The sequence below is a fragment of the Nocardia sp. NPDC051787 genome, assembly GCF_040681325.1.
Lineage (GTDB): Bacteria > Actinomycetota > Actinomycetes > Mycobacteriales > Mycobacteriaceae > Nocardia.
This window is the reverse complement of record NZ_JBFAYO010000010.1, coordinates 103,536-119,796: the sequence shown is the minus strand read 5'-3', so window position 1 is coordinate 119,796 and position 16,261 is coordinate 103,536. Positions and strand designations below refer to the sequence as shown.

16 protein-coding genes and 1 pseudogene are annotated in these 16,261 nt (G+C 67.7%); 6 read left to right on the top strand and 11 right to left on the bottom strand.

The window, feature by feature from the left end:
- Positions 1–20 precede the first annotated feature (20 nt).
- Positions 21–491, top strand: coding sequence for a VOC family protein (locus AB0M45_RS13340; protein WP_364327149.1), 471 nt, complete (start codon positions 21–23; stop codon positions 489–491).
- 232 nt (positions 492–723) lie between these two features.
- Here the strand turns inward: AB0M45_RS13340 and uvrB are convergent, their stop codons facing one another.
- Complete coding sequence (gene uvrB, locus AB0M45_RS13335; RefSeq protein WP_364327146.1) at positions 724–2,913, bottom strand: excinuclease ABC subunit UvrB; 2,190 nt, start codon at positions 2,911–2,913, stop codon at positions 724–726.
- 306 nt (positions 2,914–3,219) lie between these two features.
- On the opposite strand from uvrB, the gene AB0M45_RS13330 reads away from it, so the two are divergent.
- Entirely contained in the window at positions 3,220–3,864 is a 645-nt protein-coding gene (locus AB0M45_RS13330; RefSeq protein WP_364327143.1) for a DUF402 domain-containing protein, read from the top strand.
- A 57-nt stretch (positions 3,865–3,921) separates the two neighbouring features.
- Positions 3,922–4,446 (top strand): DUF402 domain-containing protein, encoded by a 525-nt coding sequence (locus tag AB0M45_RS13325; RefSeq protein ID WP_364327140.1) that lies wholly within the window; start codon positions 3,922–3,924, stop codon positions 4,444–4,446.
- A gap of 11 nt (positions 4,447–4,457) precedes the next feature.
- On the opposite strand, the gene coaE is transcribed toward AB0M45_RS13325, so the two are convergent.
- The 5 genes and pseudogenes from coaE to AB0M45_RS13300 form a co-directional block, all read right to left on the bottom strand.
- On the bottom strand, positions 4,458–5,660 hold the full coding sequence (gene coaE / locus AB0M45_RS13320; protein ID WP_364327137.1) for a dephospho-CoA kinase: 1,203 nt from the start codon (positions 5,658–5,660) through the stop codon (positions 4,458–4,460).
- A 720-nt stretch (positions 5,661–6,380) separates the two neighbouring features.
- Positions 6,381–7,301, bottom strand: coding sequence for an SDR family NAD(P)-dependent oxidoreductase (locus tag AB0M45_RS13315; RefSeq protein ID WP_364327134.1), 921 nt, complete (start codon positions 7,299–7,301; stop codon positions 6,381–6,383).
- Positions 7,302–7,414: 113 nt separating this feature from the next.
- A pseudogene (locus AB0M45_RS13310) lies at positions 7,415–7,564 on the bottom strand (hypothetical protein); the annotation flags it as partial.
- Positions 7,564–8,235 carry a TetR/AcrR family transcriptional regulator gene (locus tag AB0M45_RS13305; RefSeq protein ID WP_364327131.1) on the bottom strand — a complete coding sequence of 224 codons (672 nt, stop codon included), beginning with the start codon at positions 8,233–8,235 and terminating at the stop codon, positions 7,564–7,566. The gene AB0M45_RS13305 and the pseudogene AB0M45_RS13310, both read right to left, overlap by 1 nt.
- Positions 8,236–8,530: 295 nt before the next feature.
- Positions 8,531–9,232: a TetR/AcrR family transcriptional regulator gene (locus AB0M45_RS13300; protein ID WP_364327128.1), complete on the bottom strand. Its 702-nt coding sequence runs from the start codon at positions 9,230–9,232 to the stop codon at positions 8,531–8,533.
- Positions 9,233–9,317: 85 nt separating this feature from the next.
- On the opposite strand from AB0M45_RS13300, the gene AB0M45_RS13295 reads away from it, so the two are divergent.
- Positions 9,318–9,995, top strand: coding sequence for an NAD(P)H-binding protein (locus tag AB0M45_RS13295; RefSeq protein WP_364327125.1), 678 nt, complete (start codon positions 9,318–9,320; stop codon positions 9,993–9,995).
- A 99-nt stretch (positions 9,996–10,094) separates the two neighbouring features.
- Positions 10,095–10,643 (top strand): hypothetical protein, encoded by a 549-nt coding sequence (locus tag AB0M45_RS13290; protein ID WP_364327122.1) that lies wholly within the window; start codon positions 10,095–10,097, stop codon positions 10,641–10,643.
- A 69-nt stretch (positions 10,644–10,712) separates the two neighbouring features.
- Here AB0M45_RS13290 and rpsA read toward each other — a convergent pair whose 3' ends face one another.
- Positions 10,713–12,179 (bottom strand): 30S ribosomal protein S1, encoded by a 1,467-nt coding sequence (rpsA, locus tag AB0M45_RS13285; RefSeq protein ID WP_195131197.1) that lies wholly within the window; start codon positions 12,177–12,179, stop codon positions 10,713–10,715.
- A 241-nt stretch (positions 12,180–12,420) separates the two neighbouring features.
- Here rpsA and AB0M45_RS13280 point away from each other — a divergent pair, with 241 nt between their 5' ends.
- Positions 12,421–13,266, top strand: coding sequence for a class I SAM-dependent methyltransferase (locus AB0M45_RS13280; protein ID WP_364327117.1), 846 nt, complete (start codon positions 12,421–12,423; stop codon positions 13,264–13,266).
- Here AB0M45_RS13280 and AB0M45_RS13275 read toward each other — a convergent pair.
- From AB0M45_RS13275 to AB0M45_RS13260, 4 genes are all read right to left on the bottom strand, one after another.
- Positions 13,253–13,561 (bottom strand): hypothetical protein, encoded by a 309-nt coding sequence (locus AB0M45_RS13275; protein ID WP_364327114.1) that lies wholly within the window; start codon positions 13,559–13,561, stop codon positions 13,253–13,255. The genes AB0M45_RS13280 and AB0M45_RS13275 overlap by 14 nt on opposite strands.
- Positions 13,562–13,720: 159 nt before the next feature.
- On the bottom strand, positions 13,721–13,909 hold the full coding sequence (locus AB0M45_RS13270; RefSeq protein ID WP_364327111.1) for a hypothetical protein: 189 nt from the start codon (positions 13,907–13,909) through the stop codon (positions 13,721–13,723).
- Positions 13,910–13,920: 11 nt separating this feature from the next.
- Entirely contained in the window at positions 13,921–14,805 is an 885-nt protein-coding gene (locus AB0M45_RS13265) for an SPFH domain-containing protein (protein WP_364327108.1), read from the bottom strand.
- An 82-nt stretch (positions 14,806–14,887) separates the two neighbouring features.
- A complete protein-coding gene (locus AB0M45_RS13260) occupies positions 14,888–16,243 on the bottom strand; it encodes an FAD-binding oxidoreductase (RefSeq protein ID WP_364327105.1) in 1,356 nt (451 codons plus the stop codon).
- Between the last annotated feature and the right edge of the window lie 18 nt (positions 16,244–16,261).

Genomic DNA, 16,261 nt, shown 5'->3' with positions numbered 1-16,261 from the left:
GATCGACAAAAGTTGTGGTCATGACGAACACAGTGAATCCCATCGCCGACGGCTACCACTCGATCACCTGCTTTCTCGCTGTCGGTGACGGCAACAAAGCCATTGATTTCTACACCGCCGTCTTCGGAGCCGAAGTGCTCAGCCGCAACGACCTGCCCGACGGTCAGCCCGCGCATGCGGAACTGAAGATCGGCGACTCGACCCTGCAATTGGGGATGCCGATCCCGGACAACGGCGTGCTCGCCCCGAACGGTGAGTGGGTGCACACCTCGATCGTGCACTACTGCCCCGATGTCGACGCGGTCGTGCGGCGCGCGGTCGAGCACGGCGCCCGCAGCGCCGAGGAACCGCAGACCTTCGTGACCGGCGATCGCTACGGCGTGATCATCGATCCGTTCGGCCACCGCTGGGCGGTGCTCACCAAGGTCGAGGACGTTTCGCGCGAGGAAGCCGAGCGCCGCGTCAACGAATGGATGGCCACCCAGGCCTGACAGTCCCGCTGCCTCCGCGGCTGCGCAGCGCCCGGTCCGCGGAGGCAGAGCGTCGAACGCCGAACTCGACGCCAAGTCCACGTCATGCGGCAGCGCCGCCAGGGTACGCCGGTCTCCGACGCTCAGCACGGTGACGACCTGGCGACGACGCACCGTACGAAGCCGCCCGAGCACAGCGAGCCGCCGCACCGAGGACGGCGCGCGAGCGCCGCCGCAGAGAACACAGTGCGACTCAACTCAATCCGGCGGCGTCCATGCCGCGCAATTCCTTCTTCAGGTCGGCGATCTCGTCGCGCAACCGGCCGGCGAGTTCGAACTGCAACTCCCTGGCCGCGTTCATCATCTGATCGGTGAGCTCTTTGACGAGATCGGCGAGTTCGGCACGCGGCATCGACTTGACGTCGCGGCCCTCGTACACACCCGCGCTGACCGCCCGGCCCGGCTCGCCCTGGGCACGCCTGCCGCGGCTGACATTGCGGCCGGAGCCGCCGACCTCCACCTCGGTCTCGTCGGCCTCCCGGTACACCTGGTCGAGGATGTCGGCGATCTTCTTGCGCAACGGCTTCGGATCGATGCCCATCTCCTCGTTGTAGGCGACCTGCTTCGCCCGGCGGCGTTCGGTCTCGTCGATGGCATACCGCATGGAGTCGGTGATCTTGTCCGCGTACATGTGCACTTCGCCGGAGACGTTGCGCGCGGCGCGTCCGATCGTCTGGATCAGCGCCGTGGTGCTGCGCAGGAACCCCTCCTTGTCCGCGTCGAGGATCGCCACCAGCGACACCTCGGGCAGGTCGAGGCCCTCGCGCAGCAGGTTGATGCCCACCAACACGTCGTATTCGCCGAGCCGCAGCTGTCGCAGCAACTCGACGCGGCGCAAGGTGTCGATCTCCGAGTGCAGATAGCGCACCCGGATCCCGAGCCCGAGCAGATAGTCGGTGAGATCCTCGGCCATCTTCTTCGTGAGCGTGGTGACCAGTACCCGTTCGTCGCGCTCGGTGCGTTCGCGGATCTCGTGGATCAGGTCGTCGATCTGGCCCTTGGTCGGTTTCACCACGACCTTGGGATCGACCAAGCCGGTCGGCCGGATGACCTGCTCGACCACCTCGCCGCCGGTCTGCCCGAGCTCGTACGGGCCGGGCGTGGCCGACAGATAGACCGTCTGGCCGATGCGGTCGGCGAACTCTTCCCAGGTGAGCGGCCGGTTGTCCACCGCGGACGGCAGGCGGAACCCGTACTCCACCAGGTTGCGCTTACGGGACATGTCGCCCTCGTACATGCCGCCGATCTGCGGCACGGTGTTGTGGGACTCGTCGATGACGAGCAGGAAATCCTCCGGGAAGTAGTCCAGCAGGGTGGCGGGAGCCGAACCGGCCGGGCGCCCGTCGATGTGGCGCGAATAGTTCTCGATGCCGGAGCAGAATCCGACCTGCCGGATCATCTCCAGGTCGTACTGGGTGCGCATGCGCAGGCGCTGCGCCTCGAGCAGTTTGCCCCGGCGCTCCAGTTCGGCAAGCCGCTCCTCGAGCTCGGCCTCGATGTCGTGCACCGCGCGCTCCATCCGCTCCGGCCCGGCCACGTAGTGGGTGGCCGGGAAGATCCGCAGCGTGTCGACCTGGCGGACCACGTCGCCGGTGAGCGGGTGCAGGTAGTACAGCGCATCGATCTCGTCACCGAAGAACTCGATGCGGACCGCGAGTTCCTCGTAGGACGGAATGATCTCCACGGTGTCGCCGCGCACCCGGAACGAGCCGCGGGTGAACGCCATGTCGTTGCGGGTGTACTGCACGTCGACCAGCAGCCGCAGCAGCGCGTCCCGGTCGATCTCGGTGCCCACCTGCAACTGCACCGACCGGTCGAGATACGACTGCGGCGTGCCGAGGCCGTAGATGCACGACACCGACGCGACCACCACCACATCGCGCCGGGACAGCAGGCTCGAGGTCGCCGAATGGCGCAGCCGCTCGACGTCGTCGTTGATCGAGCTGTCCTTCTCGATGTAGGTGTCGGTCTGGGCGATGTACGCCTCGGGTTGGTAGTAGTCGTAGTAGGAGACGAAGTACTCGACGGCGTTGTTCGGCAGCATCTCGCGCAGTTCGTTGGCCAACTGGGCGGCCAGCGTCTTGTTCGGCGCCATCATCAGAGTCGGCCGCTGCAGCCGCTCGATCAGCCAGGCCGTGGTGGCCGATTTGCCGGTACCGGTGGCGCCGAGCAGCACCACGTCGCGCTCCCCCGCCTTGATCCTGCGCTCCAGGTCATCGATGGCGGCGGGCTGGTCACCGGCCGGCTGATGTTCGCTGACCACCTCGAACCGGCCGCCGACGCGTTGGATCTCGCCGACCGGGCGGAACTCCGAGCGCGCGAGCGGCTGCTCGGCGGCCCTGTCCTCGTAGCCCTCCGCCGGAATCTCGGTTGCGAATGCCATGCTCACCAGCCTAGGCCCAGCCACCGACAGATTCCGCCGACGGCGATCCGCCCGATCCGATGACGCCGTCGAGCGGTTCTCACAGCTGTCGCCTTTGCACTCGGCGCATTCGGTTACGTGTCCGAAATGTCCGTTACTGCAATATGTTTCGTGTTCGAGAACACTTTATCCGGAACCCCGCCAACGCCTTGCCCCGGGTGTAACCTGACGTGGTTGTTCGGATGTTGAAGGATGAACCATGAGCGAGCGAATCATCAACACATCGCGCACCGCGCATGACGCAGCCGAGCGCAGCGAGGCGCAGTCATGAGCGGACTGATTCCATTGCTCGTCGCCGCGCCCGCCGTAACCGGCCTCGCCGGATACGTCGCCAGAGATCTCCGCGCGATGGTTCCCGCTATGGCCGGTGCCGCCGCGACCGCACCACCCGGGCCGCCGGCCACTCCGGCACCCCACCGGCCCAGGGTCGAGTACTTCAATCTCGCCGAACTCACCAATACCGACGCCAAGGGCTTCGTCCGGCCCGTCGAACGGTTCCATGTCGAACCGTGGGGTCTGTACATGGCGCGCGCGGTCGGCGGCCCGGATTCGCACTACCTCGAATCCTGGATGCTGCCCGAACTCTCGCTACGCGTCACGGTCGCGCGACGCAACCCGGCACACCATCGGGACCCTGGTTATCGCCTGGACATCGGCAAGTTCAGCCGGATCGGCCCCAAGCGCTGGAAAGCGGTGGACCACTACCTGGACGTCGTCGTGCGCCGCGGCCGCCCCGCCGAACTCCTCGGCGTCGACGAGTTGCTGGCAGCTCATGCCGCCGAGCTGGTCGAGACGGCGCAGGCGCATCGGGCCTTCGAACGTGCCACCGCGGTACTGGACGGACTGGCGGCGCACGACCACAGCGTGGAGGACTGGCTCGCCACCCGTGGCATCACGCTCACCTGGATGTAGCCGGCCGATTACCGGCCCCGGCTCGACGCGTCCGGGGCGGCGGTAGATTCTTGATGCATGACGCAGGCACCTTCCGTCGACGTGCACCGGCCCAAAGTCGAGTACTTCAATATCGCGGACCTGACCAATACGGACCCGAAAGGCTTCGTGCGCCCGGTCGAGCGGTACCACGTCGAGCCGTGGGGTCTGTACATGGCGCGCACCTCGGATCATCCGCAGTTCCACTACATCGAGTCCTGGCTGCTGCCGAAGCTGTTCCTCCGCGCGACCGTCTTCCACTATCTCCCCACCCATCGGCGCGACCAGGACTACTACCTCGACGTCGGGGAATTCACCGTGGTCGCGCCGAAGAAGTGGAAATCCGTCGACCACTATCTCGACATCGTCGTGCGCTCGTCGCGCGAAACCCAGCTGCTCGACGTGGATGAACTGTTCGCCGCGCACGCCGCCGGACTGGTCACCCTCGCCGAGGCCGAGGCCGCCGTGCAGCACGCGACCGCCGCCATCGACGGCATCGCCGCCAACGGCCACACCTTCGAGGGCTGGATGGAGTCCATGGACATCACCCTGACCTGGCTGTAAGCACTCCGGCGCTAGCGGTCCCGCCAAGCCAGGGCCCGCGGATAGGCGGCGTCGAACCACGGCTCCTTGACCGCGAGGTAGGCCGAGGTCGCCTCCACACCGGTCAACCCCGCGGCCTTGGCCTCGCCCTCGTGTTTCACCGCGACATATTCCGCGCGGGCGGCGGCGTCGGCGCGCAGCCAGTCGCGCAGCAGCAATGCGTACTGCTGACCGGGCGAGCCCTGCGCCCGCAGGTGCACGTTGGCCAACCGGCCCGGGTCGGCGTTCTGGTGGAATCGCTTGGTCCACAGCGCGGTGTCGACACCCGCCGGGTCCTGCGGCGTCGGCTTGGGATTGTCCTGGGTGGTCTCCGGCCGGACCGGGAACCCCGCGGCGCCGAGCGCGTCCCGCAGGTCGTCGGCAGCGGCCAGATCGGGGACCGTAATCTGCAGATCGATCACGTCCTTGGCGGGCAGCCCCGGCACCGAGGTCGAGCCGATGTGGTCGATCCGGGACGCGGCGGCGCCGCAGGCCATCCACAGCCGGGCGATCAGCCGCTGCGCCTGTGTGGGCCAGTCCGGGTTCGCAGGCACGATCCGCACCTCGCCGCGTCGTGCGGTGGTCCCGGTCCGCAGGTTGTGCTCGAACGGCAGCAGCCGCTGCGTCCACAGCGTGCGCACTTCGGCCTCGACCTCGCCGGGCGCACCGCTGTTGTCCAGCAAAACGTCGGCAACGGCCCGGCGTTGCTCGTCGGTGGCCTGCGCCGAAATACGCGCTCGGGCATCGGCTTCCGCAATACCGCGAAATTCGGCAAGGCGGCGGATGCGCGTTTCGGCGTCGACATCCACGACGAGAACGAGGTTCATCAGTGGTGCGAGACCGTTCTCCACCAAGAGCGGAATATCTTGCACGACAATAGCGTCCGGCGGTGCCGCGGCGATCAATTCCGCGGTGCGCTTTCCGACCAATGGGTGGGTAATCGAATTCAGTTTCACGCGTGCGGCGTCGTCACCGAATGCCTTGGCCGCCAACACGGGACGGTCGAGCGTTCCGTCCGCGGCGAGAATATCGGCACCGAATGCCTCGACCAGCGCCGCGAGACCCTCCGTGCCCGGCGCGACCACCTCCCTGGCGATCAGATCGGAGTCGATGACCACCGCGCCGAGGTCCGCGAGGACCCGGGCGACCGTCGACTTGCCCGCTCCCATGCCTCCGGTGAGGCCGATTCGTAACATTCGACCAGTCTTGCATCCGGCTGCGGCCCTCGCCCGCGCCGCCCCGATAGCCTCCGCCGGAGGCGTACCGCGCGGTGCCCCGGCACGCCACGGCCCCATGGACAGCAATGAGCTCGATTACCCAATGCGGCCGCCCATTCCACCACTCCTGCCGCCATTTGCCCGATCCGTGACTGCGCCGAGACCGATTCGCAACAATTACGGAGGTTTCCCGTTCGACCGGACGAGTTTCCGACACGCCGAGGCAATTACTCGCGCAAAATACTTTGGCGAGCACTTTCGTTCGGCTAATCTTCGCCGTGGCGATCCAGGCCGACACCAGCAAAGCAAAGGAACAACATTGGGCACCAGAATCAACCAGACGGGTCGCCACCGCCTGGGTATGGCGGGGCGAGTGCACTGCATTCGGATCCCCGCTGTGGCGGCGGCGCTCGCCGAGCACCGTCGCTCTTGGTTCACCGCGTTCATCAGTCCCGCGCGGCACAGTTTCGCCGCCACGCGGAAGCGCTCGACCACACCCGTGGTCCGTTGGGTACCTGCAACAGCCAGCTGAACCCCCGATGTCGAAGTGGCCCAGCCTCTCGCCAAGGCTGGGCCACTCTGCTGTGCGCGGCGGCCCGCGCCGCGCGAGGCCCCGGAGCGCACGAGCAGCTGCCTGCCGCCGTCGCGGTGGTGTGCGTACAACTGCACGATCGGTGCTCGTGCGGTCAGCCCGGCGGATTACCGCTTTTCCACGATTTCCACGCTGGTTGTCCACAAATCCTCGCCTTTGGCGATGTCATAGGACTCGGCGGAGGACTTGATCTCCCGTCGACCGGAGAAATATCGCCCGGTCGTATCGGCCAATTCGGGTGCGAGCACGAGTCGAGCCAGTGCGGCGGCCGAACGGCGAGGGGTATGCACATTGATTCCCGGGATAATCGTCAGCGCGGGAAGTAGATAGTGCCAGGCCCAGCCTTGGATTCCGCGATAATCCCGGCCGAGCCCGGTACCGGGCATGAGACCCGGATCGAAAGCGTTCACGGTAACGGTGGGCGGAATGGTCCCGGTGTCGAGATGCCGGGCGAATTCGTAGGTCGCCAGAACGTTGCAGAGTTTGGAGGTGGTGTACCGGCGGCGACCGGCCGAGCCGGCACCGACCCCCTCGGAGTCGTCCGGATAGGCCAGGTCCCACGCCGTCGTATAGACCGGCCGGGGCATGCCGGTGGGTTTCGCCGGGTCGTGAGTGTCACTGGCGACGAAGACGATTCGTCCCGGCGTGGCCAGTGTGGGCAGCAGTTCACGAGCGAGCAGGAAATGCGCGAGGTGGTTGACCGCGAAGGTCTGCTCGATGCCATCGACGGTGCGCACGGTGCCCGACACGATCTGGGTACCCGCGTTGCAGACGATCGCGTGCAGCGGCGGCAACCCCAACTCTCCGAACCCGCGCGCGAAGCGACGCACAGCCGACAGCGACGCCAAATCGAGGGACATTCCCACGGCCCGGTCACCGAGCCGAGCCGCGGCCGCGTTCACCGTGTCAGCGCCGCGACCGGTGATGACGACGACCTGATCCGGGTCGGCGCGGAGAATCGCTTCGGCGGTCCGATAGCCGAGGCTGCCTGTGCCCCCGGTGATCAGCACGGTGCGCTGGTCACTCATGCCGGTGCCTCGCTCACGCTCAACTCCCGCACGAACGGTGCTCGGCTGCCGACGCCGTGCGGTATCCGGTCACGCAGGAACCAGTAATCAGGGCCGTCCTCAGGCACGGGCGGCGGGTTGGGCCCGGTGCGGAGGTAGCGCCCGTCCAGCTCGGGTGGGTTGGAGCCGGTCACCGGAAGGTGCCAGGCGGTGCACTCGGTGCTGACCGGCGCCGGCGCCGGGTCGGTGTATTCCTGCGGTCTGCCCGCGAACGCGATGGTCATCAGTTTTCCTGGGGTGTCAGGTCTTTCGTGAGGTGGGCACGCGCGATCGCGGCGGGCGCGAGCGCCGACAGCGCCGTGAGGAGATCGCCGTACATGGTCTGCAAGTCGGTGTCGCCGGGCTCGAGGTGCGTCGCGAAGAAACAACCGTCGGAGAACGCGACGGCGAATCGTGCCAGCTCTTCGGATGCTCGCCGCGCGATCTCGGGTTCGGCCGCGTCCGCGAGCATCCCGGCGATCGCCTCGCCGAAGTAGCCGCGCGCGCGCTCGCGCACCCGCTGAACCAGCTCGACGGCCGCCGCGTCCGCACCGCCCTCCAGCGCCAGCATGTAGAACAGCCGCAGGAAAAGCGGATGGCCGGTGACGGCGGTCGCGCCGCGGTGCCGCAGCTGCGCCGCACGCTCGTCGACATCGCCCGTGAGGTCGTCCCAGCGCGGCAGCGCGCCGAACCAGCGCGCCGCTCCGCGCTCCATCACCGCGGCCAGCAGCCCTTCCTTGCTGCCGAAATGCCAGTACAGCGAGGTAGCCGCGACGCCGACTTCCGCGCAGATCGCCGACACCGACGTGCCCGCGTATCCGCGTTCGCTCATCAGCCGTTCCGCCACGTCGAGAAATTGCTCCCTCGACGGTGCGGCACGCTTGTCCTCAACCTCGGCACTGGGCTTCTTCGCCATATGCCCACTGTAGGGATCGTTACATACAGAGTCAAGGACGTCGCGGGGCATCACCGAAGGCGCTCGCACGCACGGCTTTCGCCTCGTGTTTCGAAGTCAGCTCCGTAATTCCTCGCGGCGGCCGCGCTCCTCGCCGGAGGGGGCAGTACAGCCAAAGCCGGTACCGCTCCGGCACCGACATCGACGAGGTAACGCGACTCTGTGGACGTCGTGGCATCGCCGGCGCCGTGAGCATGAGCCCGAGAAACCCGCCACGGAATTGCGCACCGGAGCGTCGCCGGTCGAATTCGGGAGCCTACAGCCCTAGTGAGCGGACCAGGTCCAGCATCTCGGCGCGGAAAAGCTTTGCGGGAGCTAGTGATTGCGGGTGCAGATGACCGTACACTTCGAGCGCGATCAGCCCGTGCATCCGGCCCCACATGCGCAATGCGAGAGCGAGCGCGTCCGGAGGCAGGGACGGAAATTCGGATCGAACGTGCTCGGTCAGGTCCGCGTCGAAGTCCGACCAGGCACACTCACCGATGGCCTGCCGCTGCGCGGCGCGCGGCCAGGCAGCCGCCGCAAGCCCCACCAAGCCGGTGCAGGCGCGCAATTCGGCGGCCGCGGCGGGGCCGCCGGGTGGCGGCTGATACCCCGGCACCGGGTCGCCGTAGATGAGCCGGAATTCGGCGGGGCGCTCGATCGCCCAGTCGCGCACCGCTTCTCCCCAAGCCACGATGCGTCCGGCCGGGTCTCCGGCGGGCACAGCGTCGCGCGCCGCTTCGAGGCGGTCGACCAATGCGGTGTAGACGTCCGAGATGAGCGTGGAGATCAGGTCGTCGCGGGTGGCGTAGTAGCCGTAGACGGCGCCCGCCGTCATTCCCATCTCGCGTGCGATGGCGCGCAAGGAGATCGCGTCGGGGCCCCCTTCGGCCAGCAGACGCATCGCGATCGTCTTGATGTCCTCCAGGGTCTGCGCGCGCAGACGTTCCCGGCGACTTCTCACGATCTCGGCCACGGTTGACACTCTACAGCGTTTCGCTACTATCAGCCGTGTCGTAACTGAACGGCGTGTAGTAACTGAACTATGTGTAGGAGTGTTCGTGGATATCGGGGTTTTCGGGGCCACCGGCGTCATCGGTTCGCGTGTCGTCACCGAGGCACTGCAACGGGGACATCGGGTCACCGCCTTCACGCGCGACGCCGCGCGGATCCCCGCCGAACGGGGACCGGCGACATGGGCGGTGGCCGACTGGCTGAATGCCGACAGCATCGCCGCCGCCATCGCGGGACTCGACGTCGTCGTGAGCGCGGTCAACGCGGGACACGGCATCCCGGATACCATCGCGAACGCGGGCAATTTCGTGGCCGGAGCGCAGGCGATGGTCGCCGCGCTCAACCAGCAGCCACGGGTGCGCCTGATCGCGGTGGGCGGTGCGGGCAGCCTGGAGGTCGCCCCCGGGGTGCAGTTGCTCGACACCGGAGACGATTTCACCCGCACCCTTACCGAGGTATTGGACGTACCTGCGGAGTACGCCGAGGTGGTGCGCGCATTGCGCGATGCCTTGAACGTCTATCGCCTGTCCAATCGCAACTGGACGTACCTGAGCCCGTCGTCGGGCCGGATCAATCCCGGCACTCGCACCGGTCGCTTCCGCATCGGCGGCGACCAACTACTCGTCGGCGACGCGGACATCTCCGCGGAGGACATGGCTGTCGCCCTCCTCGACGAAGTCGAGCACCCCCGATTCATCCAGCGCCGCTTCACCGTCGGCTACTGAGCGGAATTTCTGTCGTACCCCTCCGGCACAATAGAACGCGTCGGACGTCGATCTGGTTGCCACGCAAAGTAATCCGCAACCCGAGAGATAGGGGGCACTATGCCCGACGTCCATGCTTCGACGTCCGACCGACTCGCCGCGGACCACGAAAAGCTCGTGGCCTTCGCGGTGGAGATCGAGCGGCACCGTTCTCTGCTGCGCCGCGCGGCGGAGGATTATCGGTGGCGCGTCGCCCAGCGGGTCGAGCACTTGGACCCGACGGAGCAGGAGCCGTGGCTGCGGCAGGCGGAGCAGTTCATCGCGTCGCTGATGATCGACCCGGTCAGGCACAGCACGCTGGATCTGGACGCTTACCGGGCCATCCGGGACGGCGTGCCGGTGCGGTTCGACGCCGAACGCCGGTCGTACGTCTTGCACACTCCGGACCGCGAGCCACTCGTGATCCGCCCCGGATTGGCGGAGCATCGGCTGGGCGTCATCGCCCGGCTGGCCACGCTCGGGTTGCGGCTCGAGCAGATCCAGGTCGTCGCGCTCACCACGGCTCAGATGGTGGCGCCACAGGAAGCGGCACAACCGCCCGCGGAAACGCCGAAAGTCCGTCGCGGTACCACGAAACCCTCGCGGCACGAGCACACCGTGGGCCGCTGAAAACGCTCATCGAAAACGACTGTGCCCCAACCGGAATCCGGTTGGGGCACAGTCGTCGGTCAGTGCCGATCAGGCGTTGCCGGAGAGCTTCTCCCGCAGGGCCGCCAACTGGGCGTCGCTGGCGAGCGAACCGCCGGCGGGCTCGGCCTGGTTGGCGGAGGACTGCGCACCACTCTCGGAGGAGTAGTTCGACGCGCCGCCGCCGTTCGCGGCCTCGGCCGCGGCGTCGGCCGCCATCTTCTCCATCTGCGCGGTGTGCATCTTGTGGCGACGCTCCGCCTCGGCGTAGCGGCCTTCCCACTCCTCGCGCTGCTTCTCGAAGCCCTCGAGCCACTCGTTGGTCTCGGGGTCGAAGCCCTCGGGGAAGATGTAGTTGCCCTGCTCGTCGTAGCTGTCGGCCATGCCGTACTTCGACGGGTCGAACTCGGCGTGGTAGTCCTCGTTGGCCTGCTTGAGGCTCAGCGAGATCCGGCGACGCTCCAGGTCGATGTCGATGACCTTGACCATCGCGTCGTCGCCGACGGCGACGACCTGGTCCGGGACCTCGACGTGGCGCTCGGCCAGCTCGGAGATGTGCACCAGGCCCTCGATGCCCTCCTCGACGCGAACGAACGCGCCGAACGGAACGAGCTTGGTGACCTTGCCCGGCACGATCTGGCCGATCGCGTGGGTGCGGGCGAACTGCCGCCACGGGTCTTCCTGGGTCGCCTTGAGCGACAGCGAGACCCGCTCGCGGTCCAGATCGACGTCGAGCACCTCGACGGTGACCTCGTTGCCCACCTCGACAACCTCGGACGGGTGGTCGATGTGCTTCCAGGACAGCTCGGAGACGTGCACCAGACCGTCCACGCCGCCCAGGTCGACGAACGCGCCGAAGTTGACGATCGAGGAGACCACACCCTTGCGGACCTGGCCCTTCTGCAGCTGGTGCAGGAACTCGCTGCGGACCTCGGACTGGGTCTGCTCCAGCCAGGCGCGCCGCGACAGCACGACGTTGTTGCGGTTCTTGTCCAGCTCGATGATCTTGGCTTCGATCTCCTTGCCGACGTACGGCTGCAGATCGCGCACCCGGCGCATCTCGACGAGCGAGGCGGGCAGGAAGCCGCGCAGGCCGATGTCGAGGATCAGGCCGCCCTTGACGACCTCGATGACGGTGCCCTTGACGGCCTCGTCCTTCTCCTTGAGCTCCTCGATGGTGCCCCACGCACGCTCGTACTGCGCCCGCTTCTTCGACAGGATCAGGCGGCCTTCCTTGTCCTCCTTGGTGAGAACAAGCGCCTCGACCTCATCGCCCACGGAAACGACCTCGTTGGGATCGACATCGTGCTTGATGGAGAGTTCGCGGGAGGGGATGACGCCTTCGGTCTTGTAACCGATGTCGAGCAGGACCTCGTCACGATCGACCTTGACGATGGTTCCTTCGACGATGTCGCCGTCGTTGAAGTACTTGATCGTGGCGTCGATGGCGGCGAGGAAATCCTCGGCGGAGCCGATGTCGTTGACGGCTACCTGCGGCGAGGTGACGGTGGTGGGCATATGTCGGTTTGCTCCGGACGGATTGTGGTCGGTTGCGGACATTGGAACTTTCGGTACGCTGCGATCTCACCGCGAGGTGTGAAGACGGACACTTAGGAACGTACCGCACGCAACGCGCGTGAAACTCAGCACGGGTTGAACTCCGGTACGGCTGTACGGAAGACACTCGCGCGTTCAGCGTACGCGACCTTGGTCCGGCCGGGCAAACCGGTCCGGCCGCCACGCCGATAGTCTGATCGGCGTGTCGGAAGATCGCCATGCGCAAGCAAACGCACTGCTCGGAACGGCGGGCACGACCCGTGCCCGGATCGGATCACCGGCCAGCCGGCTGGCCAGCCGACGCTGGTGGGATGCCGACGCCGCCCAGTACCACGAGACGCACGCGGAGTTCCTCGGCGTGGATTCCCCCGGCGGCGAGTTCGTGTGGTGCCCGGAGGGCCTGCACGAGGGCGACATGCGTTTCCTCGGTGACGTCGCGGGCAAAGTGGTCCTGGAGATCGGCTGTGGCTCGGCGCCGTGCGCGCGCTGGCTGGCCGGGCAGGGCGCGCGGCCGGTGGGGCTGGACCTGTCGCGCGGGATGCTGGAGCGCGGGCAGGCCGTGATGGCCCGCGGAGGCCCGCGGGTACCGCTGGTGCAGGCGGACGCCGAGGCGCTTCCGTTTGCCGACGCGTCGTTCGATCTGGCTTGTTCGGCGTTCGGCGCGGTGCCGTTCGTCGCCGACTCGGCGCTCGTCATGCGGGAGGTGGCCCGAGTGTTGCGGGCGGGCGGGCGCTGGGTGTTCTCGGTGAATCACCCGATGCGCTGGATCTTCCCGGACGATCCCGGCCCGGCCGGTCTGACCGCCACCATCCCGTACTTCGACCGCACCCCCTATGCCGAGGTGGACGCCGCGGGCGTGCCCACCTACGTCGAGCACCACCGAACCATCGGGGACCGGGTGCGGGAGATCGTCGCGGCGGGACTGATCGTGGAGGACATCGTCGAGCCGGAGTGGCCGGAATGGCTCGACCGCGAATGGGGGCAGTGGAGCCCGCTGCGCGGCGAGCTGTTCCCCGGCACCGCCATTTTCGTGACTAGGAAGCCGTGAGCGAGGACGGGTGATGCTGGTCGACCAGCTCGAGGATGGAGACCTCATGGGAGACCAGCATCGCTTGGGCATGCGCACTGTCGGTGATCTTGCGCAATTCGTCCCGGAAGGCTTCGGCCGCCGCCGCGGTGTCGAAATCCAGGTCGATGAGCACCCGGTTCGGGTTGTGCGTGAATCGCTCCACGCGGCAGGTGCGGGCTCCGGCCTCGGCGCGGAACTGTTCCAAACCGTCGAACATCGTCTTCCAGGTGTCGTAGTCGCGCACGGTGTTGTCGACGTGCACTGTCGTGGTCATCGGACTCCCCTTTCGGTACGGGCCGCTGGAAAGTTGCTGATGACCAGTCTTCGCGCTGGGAATGCCGGGCACCAGCCGCGACCGCGGGTATTTCGGCGCGGACCGAGCATGCGTGCGTGCCAGACCGTCGACAGGTCGCGGAATCGCCGTGCCGCCGCGTCACCCGGGCGCCCCGGCCGACGCCGTTCCGTCGCCGCTTTTCGGTTTGCGCCCGGCCTGTTCCAGTGCCAGCCGCAGCGCGTACTCGATCTGGGCGTTGATACTGCGCAGGTCGTCGGCCGCCCACTTCGCGATGGCGTCGTGGACGGCCGGGTCCAGGCGTAGCAGCAGTTTCTTGCGCTCAGCCACGGGCCGCCGCCTCAGGAGTAGAGCGAACCGGCGTTGACGACGGGCTGGGTCGGACGATCACCGCACAGCACAACGAGCAGATTCGACACCATCGCCGCCTTTCGCTCCTCGTCCAGCTCCACCATGCCCTGCTGGGCGAGCCGCTCCAGCGCGAGGCCGACCATGCCGACCGCGCCCTCGACGATCCGGGTGCGCGCGGCGACCACCTGGGCGGCCTGCTGGCGAACCAGCATGGCTTGGGCGATCTCGGGCGCGTAGGCGAGGTGGGTGATCCTGGCCTCCAGCACCTCGATGCCCGCCATCTCGGTGCGCTCCCGCAGTTCGACGGTGAGTTCCTCGGCGATCTCGGCGCCGTCGCGCAGGCTGGTCCGTTCGTCGTCGTGCGCGTCGTACGGGTGCGTGGTGGCCAGATGGCGGACCGCCGCCTCGGACTGGGTCTCGACGTACTCCTCGTAGTCGTCGACGGCGAAGGCGGCCTTGAAGCTGTCCACCACCCGGTAGACCACCACGGCAGCGATCTCCACCGGGTTGCCGTCGGCGTCGTTGACCTTGAGCTTCTGGGTCTCGAAGTTGCGCACGCGCAGCGAGATGCTCTTGCGGTCGGTCAACGGGAGTACCGAGAAGAACCCCGGCTCGCTCACCGAGCCGATGTAGCGGCCGAAGAACTGGACCACCTTGGCCTCGTTCGGGTTCACCACGGTCAGGCCGGTCGCGAGCAACAGCAGGACCACCACGACAACTGTCGCGGCCACCGCGCCGCCGATGGCGAGCGCGTTGCCGTCCTTGGCTCCCGCCACGAAACCGAGCGCCGCGGCGGCACCGGACACCACCGTGAGCACCAACCAGCCCATCAGCACCAGAAAGCCGTTGACGCGGAACGCGGAGCGAAACTGCATGACATCCTCCCAATATCAGAGTGATATCACGAAGATAGCATCCCGCCGTCGCGCAGGCCAGAGCGCGACAGCGAGACGGGCGTCAGCGGGCGGGCCGGATATTGCGGTTGAAACGGAACAGGTTGCGCGGGTCGTGCTTCGCCTTGAGCGCGGCCAGCCGCGCGTAGGTCTCGGGCCGATAGCCCGCGCGGGTCTGCGCCTCGTCGGCTTCGCCGCCCGCGCCGTAGAGAAAGTTCAGGCTGTGCCCCAGAGTCCACGGCGCCAGCGCGGCACGGATCCCGGCCTGGGCCGCGGCGTCTTCGGGTCCGGTGATGATCCGCACGATGTACTCGGCCGCGCGATGGTCCACCGCGATTCCGGCGCTGCCAGGACGAGCCAGCGCCCCGCCGAGATGACGGACGTCGATGACCGCCCCCGCGCCGGACTCCGGACCGGCGGCGGCCAGCAGTGCCGCGGCCGCGTCTTCGGTGAACGCACCGAGCAGCGCGTTGGTGGCGGCGTAGGCGTGCGGACGGTCGGGGTCGCTGTGGATGGTGTGCGACTCGGTGTAGGGCATCGCGCGCAGGTCGTCTTTCAACCGGTCGCCGACCGCGCGCAGCGGCGCGACCAGGCGCTCGCCCTCCTCGGCCGAGCCGGTGAAGGCGATCCGGATGGAGGCGACGTACCGTCCGCGCAGCGGCGCGGGCACCTGCGGGATATCCGGGAAGGCGAGCATGGTGACCGTCGAGGTCAGCTCGTCCGGCACGGTCACGGTCCACCGCCGCCACGCGTCCAGCGCTCGTTCGACCAGCGGTGTGTCGAACACCAGCTGTCCGCCGTACACCTCGGTGAGCGGAACCAGATCGACCTCCAGCGCCGTGACGACACCGAAATTGCCTCCGCTGCCCAACACGGCGCCGAACAGCTCGTCGCCCGGCGTCAGCGTGCGCACCCGGCCGTCGGCGGTGACCAGCTCGATCCCCCGCACGTGCTCGGCGGCATATCCGAACCGCCGGGCGAGCAGCCCGACCCCGCCGCCGAGCAGGTAGCCCACCACACCGACCGAGGGCGACGACCCGTTCAGCGGCGCCAGCCCGTGCACGGCCGCCGCTTCGACCAACGCGCCCGCGCGCACACCCGCGCCGATGCGTGCCGTCCGGCTCGCCGGATCGATCCGGATGCGCGTCATCCGGCGGGTGCTGATGAGCACTCCCCCGTCGGCCGCGACCGACAGCCCGTGCCCGGTGGCCTGCACGGCGATCGGAAGATCGTGGCGTGCGGCGTATTCCACCGCGGCGCGCACGTCCTCGGCATGCACCGCGCCGACGATCAGCGCGGGCCGGTGTGTGTAGGCGGTCTGGAAACCGGCGATCTCCTCGTCATAGTGCGGTTCGCCCGGACGGAAGATCGAGCCGGTGAAGGCGTCGATGTCGATGGTCTGTGCGGCGTTGTTTCCCATGACTCCGACGATGCTCTA